General features: G+C 45.9%; 13 protein-coding genes. 5 read left to right on the top strand and 8 right to left on the bottom strand.

The window, feature by feature from the left end:
* Positions 1–31 precede the first annotated feature (31 nt).
* From ACRD6K_RS02210 to ACRD6K_RS02175, 8 genes are all read right to left on the bottom strand, one after another.
* Positions 32–577: a CHRD domain-containing protein gene (locus tag ACRD6K_RS02210; RefSeq protein WP_299577586.1), complete on the bottom strand. Its 546-nt coding sequence runs from the start codon at positions 575–577 to the stop codon at positions 32–34.
* Positions 578–719: 142 nt separating this feature from the next.
* Entirely contained in the window at positions 720–1,517 is a 798-nt protein-coding gene (gene cobA, locus ACRD6K_RS02205) for a uroporphyrinogen-III C-methyltransferase (protein ID WP_430971899.1), read from the bottom strand.
* Between the two features lie 26 nt (positions 1,518–1,543).
* Positions 1,544–2,374: an SDR family oxidoreductase gene (locus tag ACRD6K_RS02200; RefSeq protein WP_430971898.1), complete on the bottom strand. Its 831-nt coding sequence runs from the start codon at positions 2,372–2,374 to the stop codon at positions 1,544–1,546.
* Positions 2,375–2,436: 62 nt separating this feature from the next.
* On the bottom strand, positions 2,437–3,177 hold the full coding sequence (locus tag ACRD6K_RS02195) for a uroporphyrinogen-III synthase (protein WP_430971897.1): 741 nt from the start codon (positions 3,175–3,177) through the stop codon (positions 2,437–2,439).
* 13 nt (positions 3,178–3,190) lie between these two features.
* Positions 3,191–4,888 (bottom strand): NADPH-dependent assimilatory sulfite reductase hemoprotein subunit, encoded by a 1,698-nt coding sequence (locus tag ACRD6K_RS02190; RefSeq protein ID WP_430971896.1) that lies wholly within the window; start codon positions 4,886–4,888, stop codon positions 3,191–3,193.
* Between the two features lie 79 nt (positions 4,889–4,967).
* Entirely contained in the window at positions 4,968–6,761 is a 1,794-nt protein-coding gene (locus ACRD6K_RS02185; RefSeq protein ID WP_430971895.1) for an assimilatory sulfite reductase (NADPH) flavoprotein subunit, read from the bottom strand.
* Positions 6,751–7,224, bottom strand: coding sequence for a precorrin-2 dehydrogenase/sirohydrochlorin ferrochelatase family protein (locus ACRD6K_RS02180; RefSeq protein WP_430971894.1), 474 nt, complete (start codon positions 7,222–7,224; stop codon positions 6,751–6,753). The genes ACRD6K_RS02185 and ACRD6K_RS02180 overlap by 11 nt, the downstream gene beginning before the upstream one ends.
* A 6-nt stretch (positions 7,225–7,230) precedes the next feature.
* Complete coding sequence (locus ACRD6K_RS02175) at positions 7,231–7,461, bottom strand: DUF2061 domain-containing protein (protein WP_299577572.1); 231 nt, start codon at positions 7,459–7,461, stop codon at positions 7,231–7,233.
* Between the two features lie 510 nt (positions 7,462–7,971).
* On the opposite strand from ACRD6K_RS02175, the gene ACRD6K_RS02170 reads away from it, so the two are divergent.
* The 5 genes from ACRD6K_RS02170 (at position 7,972) to ACRD6K_RS02150 (ending at position 17,021) form a co-directional block, all read left to right on the top strand.
* Entirely contained in the window at positions 7,972–8,391 is a 420-nt protein-coding gene (locus tag ACRD6K_RS02170) for a DUF6769 family protein (RefSeq protein WP_430971893.1), read from the top strand.
* Positions 8,392–8,470: 79 nt separating this feature from the next.
* Positions 8,471–9,727 (top strand): efflux RND transporter periplasmic adaptor subunit, encoded by a 1,257-nt coding sequence (locus ACRD6K_RS02165; protein WP_299577568.1) that lies wholly within the window; start codon positions 8,471–8,473, stop codon positions 9,725–9,727.
* 17 nt (positions 9,728–9,744) lie between these two features.
* Entirely contained in the window at positions 9,745–12,843 is a 3,099-nt protein-coding gene (locus ACRD6K_RS02160) for an efflux RND transporter permease subunit (RefSeq protein ID WP_430971892.1), read from the top strand.
* Positions 12,840–14,012: a TolC family protein gene (locus ACRD6K_RS02155; protein ID WP_430971891.1), complete on the top strand. Its 1,173-nt coding sequence runs from the start codon at positions 12,840–12,842 to the stop codon at positions 14,010–14,012. Before ACRD6K_RS02160 ends, ACRD6K_RS02155 begins: the two co-directional genes overlap by 4 nt.
* A gap of 111 nt (positions 14,013–14,123) precedes the next feature.
* Entirely contained in the window at positions 14,124–17,021 is a 2,898-nt protein-coding gene (locus ACRD6K_RS02150; RefSeq protein WP_430971890.1) for a PAS domain-containing sensor histidine kinase, read from the top strand.
* Positions 17,022–17,027: the final 6 nt, after the last annotated feature.

Here is a 17,027-nt window from a genome sequence, read left to right as displayed (position 1 = left end):
TGAGAGGCTTAAAAAAAACATAAAACAAATCTTACTCTCCACTAATTTGGCCCCGTATTTCACCCGCAGGATACGCGCTGGTATGCACATTGACATAAGTTCCACCCTTCTTCATCTCCTTAACCAAATCATGCAGTGTCATTCCGGCTAAATCGCCTACCAAATGGTCTGCCATAATCGTTCCTTCAGCCAGTATTCCGTTTGTTGTTCCAGCCAGAAGCGCCGGAGGAGGACCTGATGGATACAGCCAGGCCACAACACCTCCATTAGCACCGGCAGGTGCCATGTGGATATGCGCCATCAAAACATCTTCCAGATTTGCAACAATCAACTTATAGTGCAAACTCATTCCATCTTTGCTTAGCTGGAAAATTGCCTGCCCCGTAGCCATGGATTCTACCGGAACAGCAGCGACCTCCTGATCGGAAGAGAGATGAGCCCTGAAATTCCGGGTCATTTTCATTTCAGCACTTTTTAACGCGACTTCCTCTGAAAAACCATCCTGAAAATCTGCTCTTTCACAAGATGTTGTAATCAGAAGCCCAAGAACAAAAAGAAACACAGTAAACTTTCGCATAACTTTAAGATTTAAAAACGTTTACAAGAATATACCTTGAAAACATTTTTAATGTTTCGAAATTAAGACCATTTCGTCTTTATTGGGAAGTAATTCTCCTAAGGAGAAGAATAGAGTTGACTCTTAAAGTGTGTAAGCTGGATTAAAATACGGTGGTTGCGGTAACCTGATGGGCATGGCTACCAATGAGGATAACCGATGGCATCGGAGGATCGATTCGAGTTAAATCCGATTCAATTTGTGCCAGGGAAGAGGTGAACAACTGCTGATCGGGGTGCCCTACCCGACTAACGATTTGGAGCGGTACATCGCCCGAAACTTCCCGGCGCTGCAATTCGCTGGCCAGCAGCTGCAGGTTTTTCAGGCCCATGTAAACCATAACCGGAGCTTTGGCTTTGATTACCGCAGCTACTTCATCCATGTTTTCAAAACCGCCGTTGCGTTTATGCCCCGTATAAAACAGGGCCATGCTATTGACATTTCGCAGCGTTACCGGAATGTGAAAACAGCTGGCGGCAGCCAGTCCGGCTGTAATGCCCGGCACGACTTCCACATTTAGTTTTTCCTGAAAACAAAAGGCCAGTTCTTCGGCGCCCCGCCCAAAAATAAAAGGATCGCCTGCTTTCAAGCGCACCACCCGCTTGCCTTCCCCAGCAAATTGTTTCAACTGGCGGTGTATGTTGTCCTGCCGCTCGGTTTGGTGCTGACCATCCTGGTAATGTTTGCCGGCATAAATTTTCAGGGCTGACGGTTTTGCCAGCTCCAAAATCCCGGTGCCATGCAAGGCATCGTACAGGATCACATCCGCCTGTTCCAGCCGGCGAAGAGCCCGAATGGTAAGCAATTCCGGATCTCCCGGCCCTGCGCCCACAATGGAAATCAAGTGGTTTTTCGGGCTTCGTGCCTCCTTGTTTGAGTGCTCTGTTTTAGTTCTTGACATGGATACTTTTTCCTCCTAACTACTTTCTACTCGCTACGCACAACTTGTTCCAGGTAATCTATCGGACTTGGATAAATAAACTGGTAATCGAGCAGATGCATCAGCTTGCTGCTGTCCACCAATTTGTAAGGCTCTGGTTCATCATGAAAGGCAGGTGCCGGCACACCGGATACCGCTGCGGCTTTCTCGTAAAACTCCTGACGCGATGGATGAGCCGGACAGCAGGCATTCAGGGTTTCGCCCCAAAGCTGCTTGTCGATGATGCGTTGAATAATCTGCAGGCAATCCTCCAAATGAATCAGGTTTACGGGCTTGGAGCCACTGATGGCTGTTGTTTTACGACTCAGAAAGCGCGCCGGATTCCGGTCGGCTCCAATCAAACCGCCAAATCGAAGCACGGTTGTTTTAAAATGCGAATTACTGGTCAACAGGTACTCCGCCAGCACCAGCGCTTTCCCCGATGATTTTTCGGGCAGCAAAACATCGTCCTCGCGAACCACTCCGTCCAGCTCATTGTAAACCGAGGTGGAGGAGATAAACAGTACCCGTGGCACCTGAAATTCTTCCAGCAACTTCACCAACTGCTTGATTTGCTCCGGAAAAATGGTTTCGATATACGCATCGCGTTTGGGAGGTATAGCCACAATAACCAGGTCCGTATCAAAAAACGACTGATCTTTCAGCTGAACCTTATCGACGTCAAGCACCAGGCGGTAGGGCTTTATTCCGGCGGCCTTCAGCGTTTTCAACTTCGATCGGCTGGTCACCGACCCTTTTACCTCAAAACCCTTGGCAAGCAATTGCCCGGCCAGGGGAAAGCCCAGCCAGCCACAACCTAATATGGAAATTCGTTTCATTATTACCTTTCTTTTAAACCGTTTATTTCTTTCTAGTTTCCGGCAAACAGCCTGTGACACCTTTATTCAATGATGATTCGGTGCTTGGGTTCCGGCTCATTCAATTTCTCGGTAATCCGCCGAATCGCATATTTAACAAACGAAAGCTCTTCCTGCTCATGCGACTCGAGAACTAAGTTAGGGAATTCGGCCCAGGCAGCCTGCGCCGTCCGGTTGCCATTGGCTAGAACCGGAGCCTTGGGTGGCGGGAAATTACCCGACGCCTTGTAGCTCTTAATGGCGCTCTCGCTAAAAAACAGGTAGCCGTCAAACACCTCATTCATCAAAATTTCGATGGAGGTATTTTTGTAGACTTCTACAGCCTGCCAATCCTGCTGGTATTGATCCAACATTTCCTCCAAAGGATTAAGCGATTTATTTCCGCGCAGGTAAACAATCTTTTTATGCTTATCCTCCTTCAGCAGCAGCTCGGCCAAAGCATAGGCATTGGGCGATGCAGGCCGTAGGACCTTCACCCCACAACGTGCTAAAATTCCTTCCTGCTTTTCTGAAAGGCAATACACCTGCTCTCCTTTTTCAAAGCCAATACGATCCGCAAAACGCAACAGCCAGTGGGCTGCATACGAACTGGTTACCACCCACTTTTTACTGCTGCCTTGCCAGGAATTAAATAAGGCGACATCCGGTTTACGATATGTAATCCGAATCAGCGGCTGCTCAATAAAACGAATCTGCTCGCTGACCAGCCATTTTCGGGTCAATGCTGATAATTTTCTACCTATAAATATTGCCGGTAATTCCATGATTCCCTCCGTTTCAATGTTTAAAATCTTTTCCTTGTTTGGTTTCCTTAACGTATCCCTTCCGAATTACAAAATCACCAAAGCCTTCGCCTTCTTCTCTGCTGATGGCATAATCGGCAATAATGGGCCGCAGCTCAGCCAGTATTTCTTCTTCGGAAAGAGTTTCCTTGTAGAGGGTATTCAAACGTGTACCGTTGAAATTCCCTCCCAAATAGAGGTTGTAATGCCCCAGTGATTTTCCGATGAAACCAATCTCGGCCAGGTATGGACGTCCGCAGCCATTGGGGCAGCCCGTCATGCGAATCACAATTTCCTGTTTCAGCAAATCATATTCTTCCAAAATGGTTTCAATCTTTCCAACCAGGCTTGGCAGGTAGCGCTCGGCTTCGGCAAAAGCCAGTCCACAGGTATTCAGAGCCACACAGGCAATGGTGTTTTGACGAAGACCAGACAAAGGCATGGGCCAAACCCCATACTTGCTCATAATCCGGTTCACTACGTCTTTATCGCTGGTTCCGGCAATAATCAGGTTTTGGTTTCCGGTGAGAATAAACTGGGCATCTTTCACTTGTTCAGCCACTTCGCGCAGGGCTGTCTTCAACTGAAGCGTGTCGGTATCTTTTACCCGGCCGCCCTCAACAAACAGGTTCAAACTCCATTTTCCATCGGCACCTTGCTTCCAACCGTAACGATCGCCATTGCGGATGAATTTGAACGGTTTGGCCGGCTGCAGATCATAGCCTAAATACTTGTTCACTTCTGCTTTAAACCAATCCAGCCCTTTGCGGTCGATGGTGTATTTCAAGCGAGCCTGCTTGCGGTTGGTTCGGTCACCATGGTCTTTTTGCACCAGCACGATTTTCTCGGCTACATCTACCGCCTGCTCGGGCGTGCAAAAACCAATAACATCGGCCAGACGGGGATAAGCTTCGGGAATTCCAAAGGTTGAGCCCAGCCCACCGCCGGCAGTAACATTGTAACCAAGCAGTTTCCCATCCTCTTCAATAGCTATAAAGCCCAGGTCCTGCGAGAAAATGTCCACATCGTTGTACGGAGGAATGGCGACACCAGTCTTAAATTTTCGTGGCAAATAGCGATTGCCATAAATGGGCTCCACTTCGGTTTTGCTGTCGGCTACTTTCTGCTTATCCAGCCAAATTTCGTGATACGCTGACGTTTGAGGGGTCAGGTGAGCAGAAATATCGCCGGCCAGTTTATAAACCGCCGCGTGCAATTCCGATTCAGCGGGGTTAGCATGCGACATCACATTTCGATTCACATCGCCACAAGCGGCAATGGTGTCCATCAAGGCCTCATTAATTCCACGGATGGTTGGTTTCAGATTTTTCTTGATCACCCCGTGCAATTGAAAAGCCTGACGGGTCGTCAGCTTCAATGTTCCGTTGGCATGGGTATCTGCCAACTGATCCATTTGTAACCACTGCGCGGGGCTGGCCACACCTCCAGGCAGGCGCACCCGAATCAAAAATGAAAAGGCCGGCTCCAGTTTTTGGCGTTTACGTTCCTTCTCCAAATCACGGTCGTGTTGCTGATAAATGCCGTGGAATTTCGACAACTGCGTATCATCGGCCGCAATAGCGCCGGTAACTTCGTCGGCCAAACTCTCCTCCAAAGTTCCTCTAAGGTAGTTGCTCTCGTATTTTATGCGTTCCACTTCTGCCAGTTTGCTCCAATCTATAGTATCGCTCATAATCGTCTGTCTTTAGTTTTGTGTTTATGCTTTCGTCCTGATTCTGTTTCAGGAAACTTCGTTGATGGGGGTCGTCTTCTTAATACACATCGGCCATAAATCGTTTTTCCTTCTTCAGCTTTTTGAAATAGGCACGGGCCTTCTTATCGGTCATCCCTCCTTGTGTTTTGATGATATCCAACAGCGTAATCTGCACATCTTTGGCCATGTATTTCATGTCGCCACACAAGTAAAAACTAGCACCATCTTCCAGCCAACGAAACAATTCCTCTTGCTGTTCTTTTAGCTTATGCTGAACGTAAACCTTCTCCTTCTGATCGCGCGAGAAAGCCAGGTCAATTTTTTCGAGGTAGCCCTTTTGCAGGTATTTTTGCCATTCAAGCTGATACAGAAAATCGGACGAAAAGCGCCGTTCTCCAAAAAACAGCCAGCTTTTTCCTTTCTGGTTGCCCGATTCGCGTTCCTGCAAGAAAGCCCGGTAAGGAGCAATTCCTGTTCCGGCACCAACCATGATAATTGGCTTCCCATTTTTAGCCAGGCGGAAATTCGGATTTTTATCGATGTAGATGAGCACCTGGTCATCCACTTCCAGCCGATCAGCCAGGAAGGTGGAACAAGCGCCGTAACGCTGGCGCCCTTTGTTTTCGTAACGAACACGTGACACCGTGATGTGTACTTCATCTTCCACGGCCTTTTGGCTCGACGAAATGCTGTACAGACGTGGTGGCAGCGGACGCAGCATCTCCAAAAATTCGGTAGCGGTCAGCCTGGCCGGAAACTCCTGAAGGAGGTCGAGCACATCATGTCCGTATAGGTACTGATCCAGCTTTTCGTCAGATTCCGCAATGGCTTTCACCTTTTTGTCTTTGGTCTTTTCAGCATATTTCTGAATAAGATCACGCGTTAACAAGGTGATTTCATAATCGTGTTCCAAGGCCTCCTTAAAAGGCAGCTTTCCAATGCGGGTTTCAACCACTTCCGTATCAATTACCCCCAGGCTTTTGATAATTTCCTTCACCAGCTGAGGTGGGTTTTGAGCAATCACTCCAAGCGCATCACCCGGTTCGTAGGTAATGCCGGAACCTTCCAGCCCAAATTCCAAATGATAAACTTCCTTATCCGAATCGCGACCGGTAATACGCACTTTATCCAACACGGATGCCTTAAACGGGTTCTTTTTGGAATACTCCTCTCCCCCTTTAGCTGTTGCCGGTACTGCTGCGACAACCGGTGCCTGAGGCTGCAATTTGCCCAATTCAGCTAGTACATCCTGAGTCCATCGGGCAGCATCCGATTCATAATCAACATCGCATTTTACCAGAGGCACCAACGTCCGGGCACCGGCTTTTTGCAGGGCCTGGTCAATTTCAATCCCGGTTTGGCAAAACAGCTTGTAGCTCTTATCGCCCAAAGCCAATACGGCATAATTCAACCCATCCAGTTTAGGCACCCGCTTACCGGTAATAAACTCGTAAAAGTCTTCCGCCATTTCAGGAGGTTCGCCCTCGCCGTGGGTGCTTACAATCACCAGCAGGTTTTTCTCTTCCTTCAGTTGCTTGGGTTTATAATCGTCCATCGGTTTTAAAAGGCAAGTTATATTTTGTGCACGGGCCTGCTCACAAAGAGCCTTGGCCAATGCCTCGCTTCGTCCGGTGTGCGTGCCATACAAAATGGTCAGGGGAAGTTTCTCAACAGTGCCGGTGGCCTCATCATCCTGCGGAAGTTGAACCGCCGATTTTGCCGTAGTTAAGCCTCCGGCCAATCCCTGAAAATAGCCATTCAGCCAAATGGCCTGTTCAGGCTGAATTCCCTGGGTGAGCTGCTCCAGTGCTTTCAGTTGAACATCGTTTAATGGGGATAATTTAATACTCATTGTTCTGGTCTTTATCTGTTTGGGATTCTAAAAATTCTTTTATTTCATTGCGAACACGAATAGACGCATAAACATCTTTCGCATTGGAGCTGACAGCCACACGCACGCTCTCGTTTTGGTAGATTGCGGGCGAAACAAACTGGCAAAGAGCCGGATTATCGTGAATATTAACCAACACTCCGGCTTCCTTGCCATCCTGAGCAATCCGGGCGTCCAGTTCGGGATTGTTGGTGCACGAATAAAACATCAAATAACCATCCAGGTCAGCCTTATCGTAGGCCTTTATCTTGAAAGGGATGCCGCTGTTTTTTATTTCCGGACAAACCTGCAGCGCTACAACTTCCAGATCAGCATCAAAGCGTTGCAGAATCTGAATCTTGCTCCAGGCCGACTGCCCTCCTCCGATGATTAAGATCTTCTCTCCGGAAATATTCAGTGCGATGGGTAAAAAGTTCTTTTCCATGGTTTCTTAGATTTGGTATTCGATGTCTGAATCATCCAGCCGTCCAAACTTGATTTTGTTCCAGGTTCGTTCGTGGAAATAGTACAACACCATTTTGGTAAACAATTCAATTCCGCCAATAGTCACGGCAAATTCCAGCCGCCCGATCACCAGCCAGGCTATCAGGATGGTGTCAATGGTCCCCACCGTTCTCCATGAAATCGTCTTAACCACACTGCGATAAGCTTTCTCTCTCATACTCCTTGGATGTTAATTTTGAACATAAAAAAAGGCCCTCCTGTTTGTACAGAAGGGCCTTTCCTACGATTGTTATTTTAACGTATAGTCAAATCATATCTTTTCCCCCTTCTGCATAAAAAGATTGCAACACATACACATCATCATGGCACATGCTGTCATCATCATTTTATATACAGAAGTCTGGAATTTCATTTGCGCTATTCTTGCGTTCTAATTCGGTTCAAAAGTAGTTACATGTTTTTTAAAAATAAAAGATTTGTAAGTATTTTTCTCAATAAAATTGAAAACAAACTCACAAAACACTAAAAACCAACTTTTTTGCATGTCAATTTAAAAGTTAACACAGCGCTAACGTTACATTTTAAAATCTCCGCCTTGCTTTCGTGTTCTCAAACTGAAACGATCGGACAAAAATGGATGAACACGTTGGCACACCTTCTTGAGGAAACCGGCAAAATCCTTTTCTATTTAAATGAAAAATGTATTTTTGTGAAGCAGTTTAAGTAAATGGTTCAGAAAAACAGACATATAGGAGCCTTGTTTATGTGGATGGCGATGCTGGTAATCATCGGGCATAGCGTCATTCCGCACCATCATCATGCCGAGGAGCTTAGTTGTGAGCAGGAATGCAGCCACAGCCCTAAGGTTCCTTCGGGTAATAAAGCCCTGTTTGTGGATCATTCGCTGGCATTAAGCTTATGCCAGGCAGAGCATCAACATGAAGATTGCCAAGGTTGTAACTTCACTACTGTTGCAACGACATCCATTTCCAAATTGGTACTGAACTACAGCTACCTGGTCAGTTCGATCCTGCGTATTTACCTTTTTCCGCAAGACCAGCTTACCCACTATGATTCGTGGTCGAACCACTATTCATACTGTTTTCTTTCCCGCGCAGCTTCCCGTGGTCCTCCCATGTTAAGATAACTCCACCCCTACATCAATTTTATTTACATCCAATTCATTTTTCAGTAAGTAACTGAAAAAACGATTTAATATCCTAATCATGAAGAAATTAGTATTCCCCTTATTAATAATGGGTTATTTACTTTGGGCGTCAGCGTGCACCCATAACACCGAAGGACACAATCACCAGGAAGAATCAACAGCACATGACCATGCAGATCATGAGGGGCATGATCACGACCATGAAAGCCCGGCAGATGAGCATGAAGGACATGACCATGAAGCCGAGGAACATGATCACAGCGACTGTGAAGGAGATCATGCACATGACCACAGTGAAGAGGCCCATGCTCATGAAGATGACGATGCCTACGGAATCATTGAAATTAAGCCGCAGGACTTTCAGGAGGTGATTCACTGCAGTGGTAAAATTATGGCTGCACAAGGCGATGAAATTACCCTGACAGCCACCCACGATGGCATCGTCGTTTTTGGAGACAAAGCACTGTTTCCGGGCAAGGCTGTGCGTAGCGGGCAAAAGCTGGTTACCATCTCGGGCAAAGGCATGATCAATGACAACATTGAAACCACCTTCATTGAATTGAAAACCAGCTACGAAACAGCTAAAGCCAATTATGAACGGGCACAAGCGCTGAATGAAGACAAAATTACTTCGGATAAAGAGTTAGCTGACATCAAAATGACCTATGAAATAGCCCAAAATAATTACGACATTGTACGTAAAAACTACACGGCAGCTGGTCAAAACATAACAGCCTCAACCAGCGGTTTTATAAAAGACATCCTGGTTACCGAAGGACAATACGTAAGCAGAGGGCAAGCCTTGGTCAAAATCACCAAAAACAAACGGCTGGTGATTCAAGCTGATGTTCCGCAGCGCTATTTCAGCATGCTGCCCCAAATTCAATCAGCCAACTTCATTACTGTCTACGACCAGCAGTTGCATAAAACCGAAGCGTTGAACGGCAAACTGATTTCCTACGGCAAAACAACCGGTGATAACTCCCTGTTTACTCCCGTCTATTTTGAAGTTGATAATGTGGGTAATTTGCTGGCCGGCTCCTTTGTAGAAATCTATTTGAAGACAGCGGCAATCCCCAATGCGATTGTCATTCCCAAGTCTGCTCTGCTGGAAGAAGCCGGTAGGTATTATGTTTTTGCCGAAGAAGGTGAAGAGTTCCAGAAACATTACCTGACCATCGACTGTAACGACGGCGAAAACTACCACATTGTAGACGGGCTGGAAGTTGGCGATCATGTGGCCACCAAAAACCCTTACCAGATCAAACTGGCATCCATGTCGAATGCGCTGCCGGCACACAGTCACCAACACTAACATTCAACTGATTAATTATGCTGAATAAAATTATAGACTATTCGCTGAAGAACAGGTTGGTCGTGCTGATTATGACCACCCTTATTCTTGGCGCTGGAATTTTTGTGAGCACCGAAATGGAGGTCGATGTCTTTCCGGACCTGAATGCCCCAACGGTTGTGGTGCTAACCGAAGCCAATGGCATGGCTCCCGAAGAAGTAGAACGCCTGGTTACCTTCCCGATTGAAACGGCGGTAAACGGCGCAACCAATATACGTCGTGTCAGGAGTTCCTCAGCCATGGGTTTCTCCATTGTTTGGGTTGAATTTGACTGGAACATGGACATTTACAATGCCCGTCAAATTGTAAGCGAAAAGTTGGCTACCATTGCCGACCAAATGCCAACCGGAGTGGGTTCCCCCACCCTGGCCCCCCAGTCTTCCATCATGGGTGAAATCATGATGATTGCCCTTACGGCCGACGAAACCTCTCCCATGGACTTACGTACCCTGGCCGAATGGAATATTCGTCCGCGCCTGCTTTCGGTAGGAGGAGTGGCTCAGGTGGCCATTATTGGCGGCGAGCTGAAAGAGTTTCAAGTGCTGGCCGATCCGTTAAAAATGGCTTTCCATAAAGTATCTTTTTCAGAACTGATTGAAGCCTGCCAGTTTTCCAACGAAAATGTTTCCGGTGGTTTTTTGAATGAGCACGGCCAGGAATACCTCGTTCGGGGCATTGCACGCAGCAACAGCACCGATGAGATTGGGAACAACCTCGTAAAAATGAATGATGGAATGCCGGTGAAAGTCAGCGATGTGGCGACCGTTAAAATCGGGGCAGCACCTAAAATTGGTGATGGCGCCTATCGAGCTGAAGATGCCATCATTATGACCATCACCAAGCAACCCAATGTCAATACGCTGGAGCTAACCGAGAAAATCCATGAGTCATTGAGCGACTTGCAAAAAACGCTTCCGGCTGATGTTGGCATTCACACCGACATTTTCGAACAGGCCAAGTTCATTCAAACATCGGTCAACAATGTTCAGAAAGCCCTGATCGAAGGCGGTATCTTTGTGGTCATTATTCTGTTTGTTTTCCTGATGAACTTCCGGACCACGCTTATTTCGGTACTGGCCATTCCCCTGTCCTTGCTGGTTGCCATTCTGGCCATGAAATGGATGGGAATTTCCATCAATACCATGACTTTGGGTGGAATGACCATTGCCATCGGATCGCTGGTAGACGATGCCATCATTGATGTGGAAAACGTCTTTAAACGCTTGCGCGAAAACAGTTTGCTCCCTAAGGCAGATCAGCACTCCGTGTTTAAGGTAATTTACAAGGCTTCCGTTGAAATCCGTGCCTCGATTCTCAATGCCACTCTCATTATCATTGTCGCTTTTGTTCCTTTGTTTTTCCTGTCAGGCATGGAAGGACGCATGCTTAAACCGCTGGGAATCGCCTACATTGTTTCGCTTTTTGCCTCGCTTTTTGTGGCACTGACGGTGATTCCTGTGCTCTCCAGCTATTTGCTCACCGATGAAAAACGTTTGCAAAAACAAGCCCGGGGCAGCCGTGTTGAGCGTTTTTTGAGACACCATTATACCTCCACGCTGGACAAAGCCTTGCGCTACCGCAAAATGGTACTGGGTGTTTCCATCGCGGCCTTTGTACTTACGATGTTGCTGCTTACCGGTTTTGGACGAAGCTTCCTTCCTCCGTTTAACGAAGGATCGTTAACCATTAACACAACCACCATGCCCGGCATTAACCTGGAAGAAAGCAATAAAATAGGCACTCAGGCCGAAAAACTTCTGCTCACTATTCCGGAGATTAGCAGCGTTGCCCGGCGTACCGGGCGGGCCGAAATGGCCGAACATTCATTTGGGGTAAATGTTTCAGAGATTGATGCTCCTTACCAACTGGAAGACCGCTCGCGCGAAGAATTTCTTCACGAAGTTCGGGAAAAACTCAACAGCATCGATGGCATCTCCATTGAAGTTGGCCAGCCCATCAGTCACCGGATTGACGCCATGCTTTCGGGCTCAAAAACCAACATTGCCATCAAGCTTTTCGGAACGGACCTGAATGATCTGTTTCGCCTGGCCAATCAAATTCGCGATGAGATTCAAGACATCGAAGGCATTGGAGACTTGAGCGTGGAGCAACAGATTGAAATTCCGCAGTTGCAAATAAAGCCCCGCCGGGAAATGCTGGCGCGCTACGGCATCTCGGTCAATGAGCTTTTGGAGTTTGTGGACTACGCCTACGCCGGAAAAAAGATATCGGATGTTTTTGAGAATGAAAAAGCGTTCAATCTTGTCCTTCGCTTTGATGATGAATACCGCGACCAGATTGAGGCCATTCAGAATGGTTTAATCGACACTCCGAATGGACAAAAAGTGCCCCTTTCGTATGTAGCCGACATTCAATCGACTTTTGGGCCCAACACCATTGGCCGCGAAAATGTGATGCGCAAAATTGTGGTTGCCGTCAATGTCGCCAATCGTGATGTACGCAGCGTAGTGAACGACATTCAGGATCGTGTTGATGTAAACATCGACCTGCCGGAAAATTACCACATTGAATATGGTGGTCAGTTTGAAAGTGAAGCTTCGGCATCCCGTATTTTGCTCATTGCCTCGCTCGGAGCCTTGCTGATTATTTTCATCTTACTTTATGTGGAATTTAAAAATACACAGCTGGCTCTGATTATTCTGATTAACCTCCCGCTGGCCTTGATTGGCGGAGTGATAGCCATCTGGTTTACTTCCGGAGTAATCAGCATTCCATCCATCATCGGTTTTATTACCCTGTTTGGAATTGCCACCCGAAACGGCATCTTGCTGATTTCGCGCTACCAGTCGCTTTCCGGCCAGCTTGTTAGTCTGAAAGAGCGCATCATTGAAGGATCGGCCGACCGGCTCAATCCGATTTTGATGACGGCTTTAACTGCAGCCCTGGCATTAATTCCACTGGCCCTTGCCGGAGATAAACCGGGCAATGAGATTCAAAGCCCTATGGCCATTGTTATTCTGGGTGGCTTGTTAAGTTCAACCTTGTTGAATAGCTACATCGTGCCCATTATTTATTACTTATTTCAGAAAAAACAGGACGTAAAATCAGAATCATGAAGACCCTCATCCTATTACTATTAAGTTTCATTACACTGGCTGCTTCGGCCCAACCCGGGCTGGACAATTTTTTGCAGTTAGTGGAAGAAAATAACCAGGAATTGCAGGCTGCACGAAAACTGTCGGAGGCCGAAAAAGCTGGATTTCAGACCGAGCTCACCCCCGATAACCCGACCGTAGAATATGGTCGGTTTCCGGGAAGCAACGATGCCATGGGCACAAAAACCATTTATGGAATCAGCCAGTCGTTTGATTTCCCGACGGTTTACGGCATTCGCAAAAAACTGGCAAACAATCGCGGCGAACTCAGCGATATGGAGTATCAGGTCTTCCGTCAGGATAAACTTTTGGAAGCCAAGCTCAAATTCTACGACTATGCCTTTTTATTGAAGCAAAAGGCAGAGTATGAAAATCGCCTGGAGCATTCTACCCGAATTTACCAGTCGTATCAGGCCCGGTTTGACCAGGGAAATACTTCGGTGCTGGATGTCAATAAGGCCCGCATTCAGAATTTAATGATCAAAAGCAATTACCAGTTGCTGCTGCAATCCATTGAAAGCACGCTAAAGGAGCTGGAACTATTGGCCGGCAAAGAACTGACACCACAGGAGTTGCCTTTGCTGGACGACCAAGAACTTCCGCCGCTGGGCAATATACTGGACGAAATTCAGGGCCAACAACCGGAGCTTCGCTACCTGAAACAAGCGCAAAAGATAGCGGATATGAATGTTAAACTGGCCAGAAACAACTGGCTGCCCAACCTTGAAATATCCTATGAAGGCGAGCGTGCCCCGGACGGAACCTATCGCGGATTGAAAGCCGGAGTGGCCATCCCTCTGTGGAAGGATAAAAACAAGGTGCAGCATGCCAAAGCCCAGGCACTGTATGAAACCAACCGCTACAATGCGAGAATTGCGGCCATTCTGAACGAAACCACCAAGTTGTATCAGCAGGTGAAGAAATATGCCACCATACGCGATGAATACCAGCAAACGCTGAAAGAATCTGCCAATGTTGGTTTCCTGGACAAAGCACTTGCTCTGGGACAAATGTCCGTGATTGAGTATTTCAATGAACTGGCTTTTTATTACGAAACCATGGATGCTTATTTGGAAATAGAAAAAAACTATTACCAAACCATGGCGCGTTTGCAAGCCTTTCAGCTCTAAAATAAAAAAGTCCCAGAATGATTAAAAGTAGCTACCATAAATTGAAATAATATATCTATTTTGGCTCCCCTTTCAATACTTTTAAACTGTGTTGTCACTAAATGAAGGAGTATGTATAATTTCACCGGAGAGCTTGAAGGACAGACCAAAGAAAATGAAGATGTACAACAACTAAAGCGACAACTGGAAGAGCAGAAGCTCAAAAATTCCATGCTTGAAAAAAAGCTTTACGAATACAAGAAGAAGCAGACAAGGGTAGCCACATATAAAACCGAAAGCGAATTTAATCCTACTAATTTTGAGGATATCAATTCGCTTTCGGTTCCTGCTTGGGAACAAGATTATTCAAAAGTGTACAAACGAATGGTCGAGTTAAATCAGCAAGGGATCACCAATTTACATGACTATTTTGATCAACATCCAAAGGAATTCTTTGCACTAATCAAACAGGTTCAGGTTACTAGATGCAATCATGCTGCTGATAAATTACTGAATAACCGAAAGATTTCAACCTTATTCGACCTCTTTCATCCATCTGGCTACAAATGCATTATTGAAACACTTGAAACGATCCAACGTCATGAAAAAGAACTGATAACTGAGCTACCTGTAATAAAATCGAATGGGGAGTCTGTCTATTGTCTGATGAAATGGATAAGCCATGAAAACCATTTAAAAAGCTACAGCAATGTACATATTTCTTTATTCGATATTTCAGATCGATATCAAGTAGAAAACCAATTGAGAGAAACCAACCGAAGACTATCCACCTTGCTAGGGAACCTGCATGGTATTGTTTATCAATGTTGTCTCGATACCCACTACACCATGCTATTTTTAAGTAAGATGGTTTATTCCATAACAGGATATCAGGCAGGCGAACTGCTCATGAACCGCGATCTGGCTTTTATTAATCTTATTGTCCCGGAAGACCTGCCATCTATTCAGAAGCAACTTGAACAGGCAGTACTCAACAAGGAACGGTTTACCCTTGAGTACCGGATCAAAACTAAATCCGGAGAGGAGAAATGGGTTTGGGAACAAGGCATTGGTATTCCCAATCAAGACGGGGTTATAGACACACTCGAAGGCTTTATGGTAGATATAACCGATCGAAAGAAAGCCCAGCTAAAACTTCAAAATGAACAGTTGCACCTGCAGACTGTGTTTGAAACAATTCCGGACCTGATTTGGCTGAAAGATCCTCAAGGTACCTACCTCAACTGCAACTACCAGTTTGAGCAATTTATTGGCGCAAAAGAAGAAGATATTATTGGAAAAACCGATTATGATTTTGAGAATAAAACTCAAGCTGATTGGTTTAATAAAAATGATTTGGCAGCCATCCAAGCCAATCAATCAAATACCAATTTAGAATGGGTAACCTTTGCCAGTGACGGACATCAGGCTTTGCTTGAAACAGTCAAGACCCCCATGTTCGATTCCAATGGAGAACTCGTTGGCGTGCTCGGCATTGCACGTGACGTAACCAAAAGTAAACAAAATGAAAAAGAACTAAAAGAGCGGAAAAACTGGTACAAAACAATTTTCAACAATACCGGAACTGCTACCTGCATCCTCAACGAGAAGCATGAGATTGTGCAGATGAACGACATTTTTAAAAAGCTTTCAGGATTTACCCAGTTCGACCTGGACAACAAAATTCAGTGGATGGATTTTGTTTCTCCTCAGGATCTTCCCAGAATGATCCAATACGATAAGGAACGAAGAAGCCCCGGGGAAAATCCCCCCAGACAATATGACTGCACGCTAATTAGCAAACAGGGTACACATCATCATGTTGTAATAAGCATTGATATGATTCCCGGAACTACCATGTCAGTAGCCTCCTTGCTGGACATCACCCTTCGCACAAAAGCCTTACAAGAATTAAAACAAAGTCAGGAAAAATATCAAAACCTGGTCGAAAGTATCAATGACATTATCTATGAATTAGACGATGCCTGGAACTTTAGCTACATCAGTCCAAGTGTTGAAGCGATTACTGGCTACTCTCCTGATTTTTATCTGGGTAAACATTTTATGAGTGTGGTCTCACCCAGTGATGTTTCACGAATGCGCAAGGAGTTCGATCAGTTTTTAAACTCTCCGGATAGTACTCCCTTCGAATTTCAGCCAAACACCAAAAACAATCAAACAGTCTGGCTTCGAATTTCGGTGCATCCCAAAGTGAATAGAGGAGCCATATCGGGGCTTCGCGGTATTGCAAGCGACATTACCAAACAAAAAGCCATTGAAGCCGAACTGATTCAGGCCAAAGAAAAAGCGGAACAAGCCAACGAATTAAAGTCAGCTTTTTTGTCTATCATATCTCACGAGCTGCGAACACCATTAAATGCCATCATCGGATTTAGCCAATTAATGGACGATAGTATTTCAAAAAAAGACTTGCTGGACATGAGTAAGATTATTTTCGACAGTGGTAACCATCTGCTGTCGCTCATTGAGTCTATACTGAATTTAACCATGCTTCAGTCCAAACAAGCTAGAATAAAAGCCGAAACCTTCTGTTTCGATGATTTACTAAAGAACCTGCGTTTTTTCCTCGAAGGTGAACTTCAGAAAAATGGAAATAAAAAGCTATGCACTATATTCCCACTCCCAGATACAAACCATAAGATTGAACTCTACACCGATAAGACCAAGCTGATCCAGCTCTTATCAAACCTGCTGAGCAATGCTGTTAAGTATTCGGATGAAGGGGTCATTGAGTTCAGTTACCGGTTAAAGGGCAGCACCATTACTTTTGCGGTAAAAGATGAGGGAATTGGAATTCCGTTGGATATGCAGGAGCTTATTTTTGAGCGGTTTCGCCAGGTGGACAACTCCAATACCCGAAAATACAGCGGTGTTGGACTTGGGCTGGCCATTTGCAAGGAAATTGCCGGCTTACTGAACGGCAACGTGTGGGTAGAGTCTGTCGAAGGCAAAGGATCCACCTTCTATTTTGAGCTTCCCCAAGCAGCTAAAACACGGAAAATCAACTAACCGGGT

Source organism: Sunxiuqinia rutila (assembly GCF_050589705.1).
Lineage (GTDB): Bacteria > Bacteroidota > Bacteroidia > Bacteroidales > Prolixibacteraceae > Sunxiuqinia > Sunxiuqinia rutila.
This window is presented reverse-complemented; position numbering and strand designations above follow the sequence as displayed.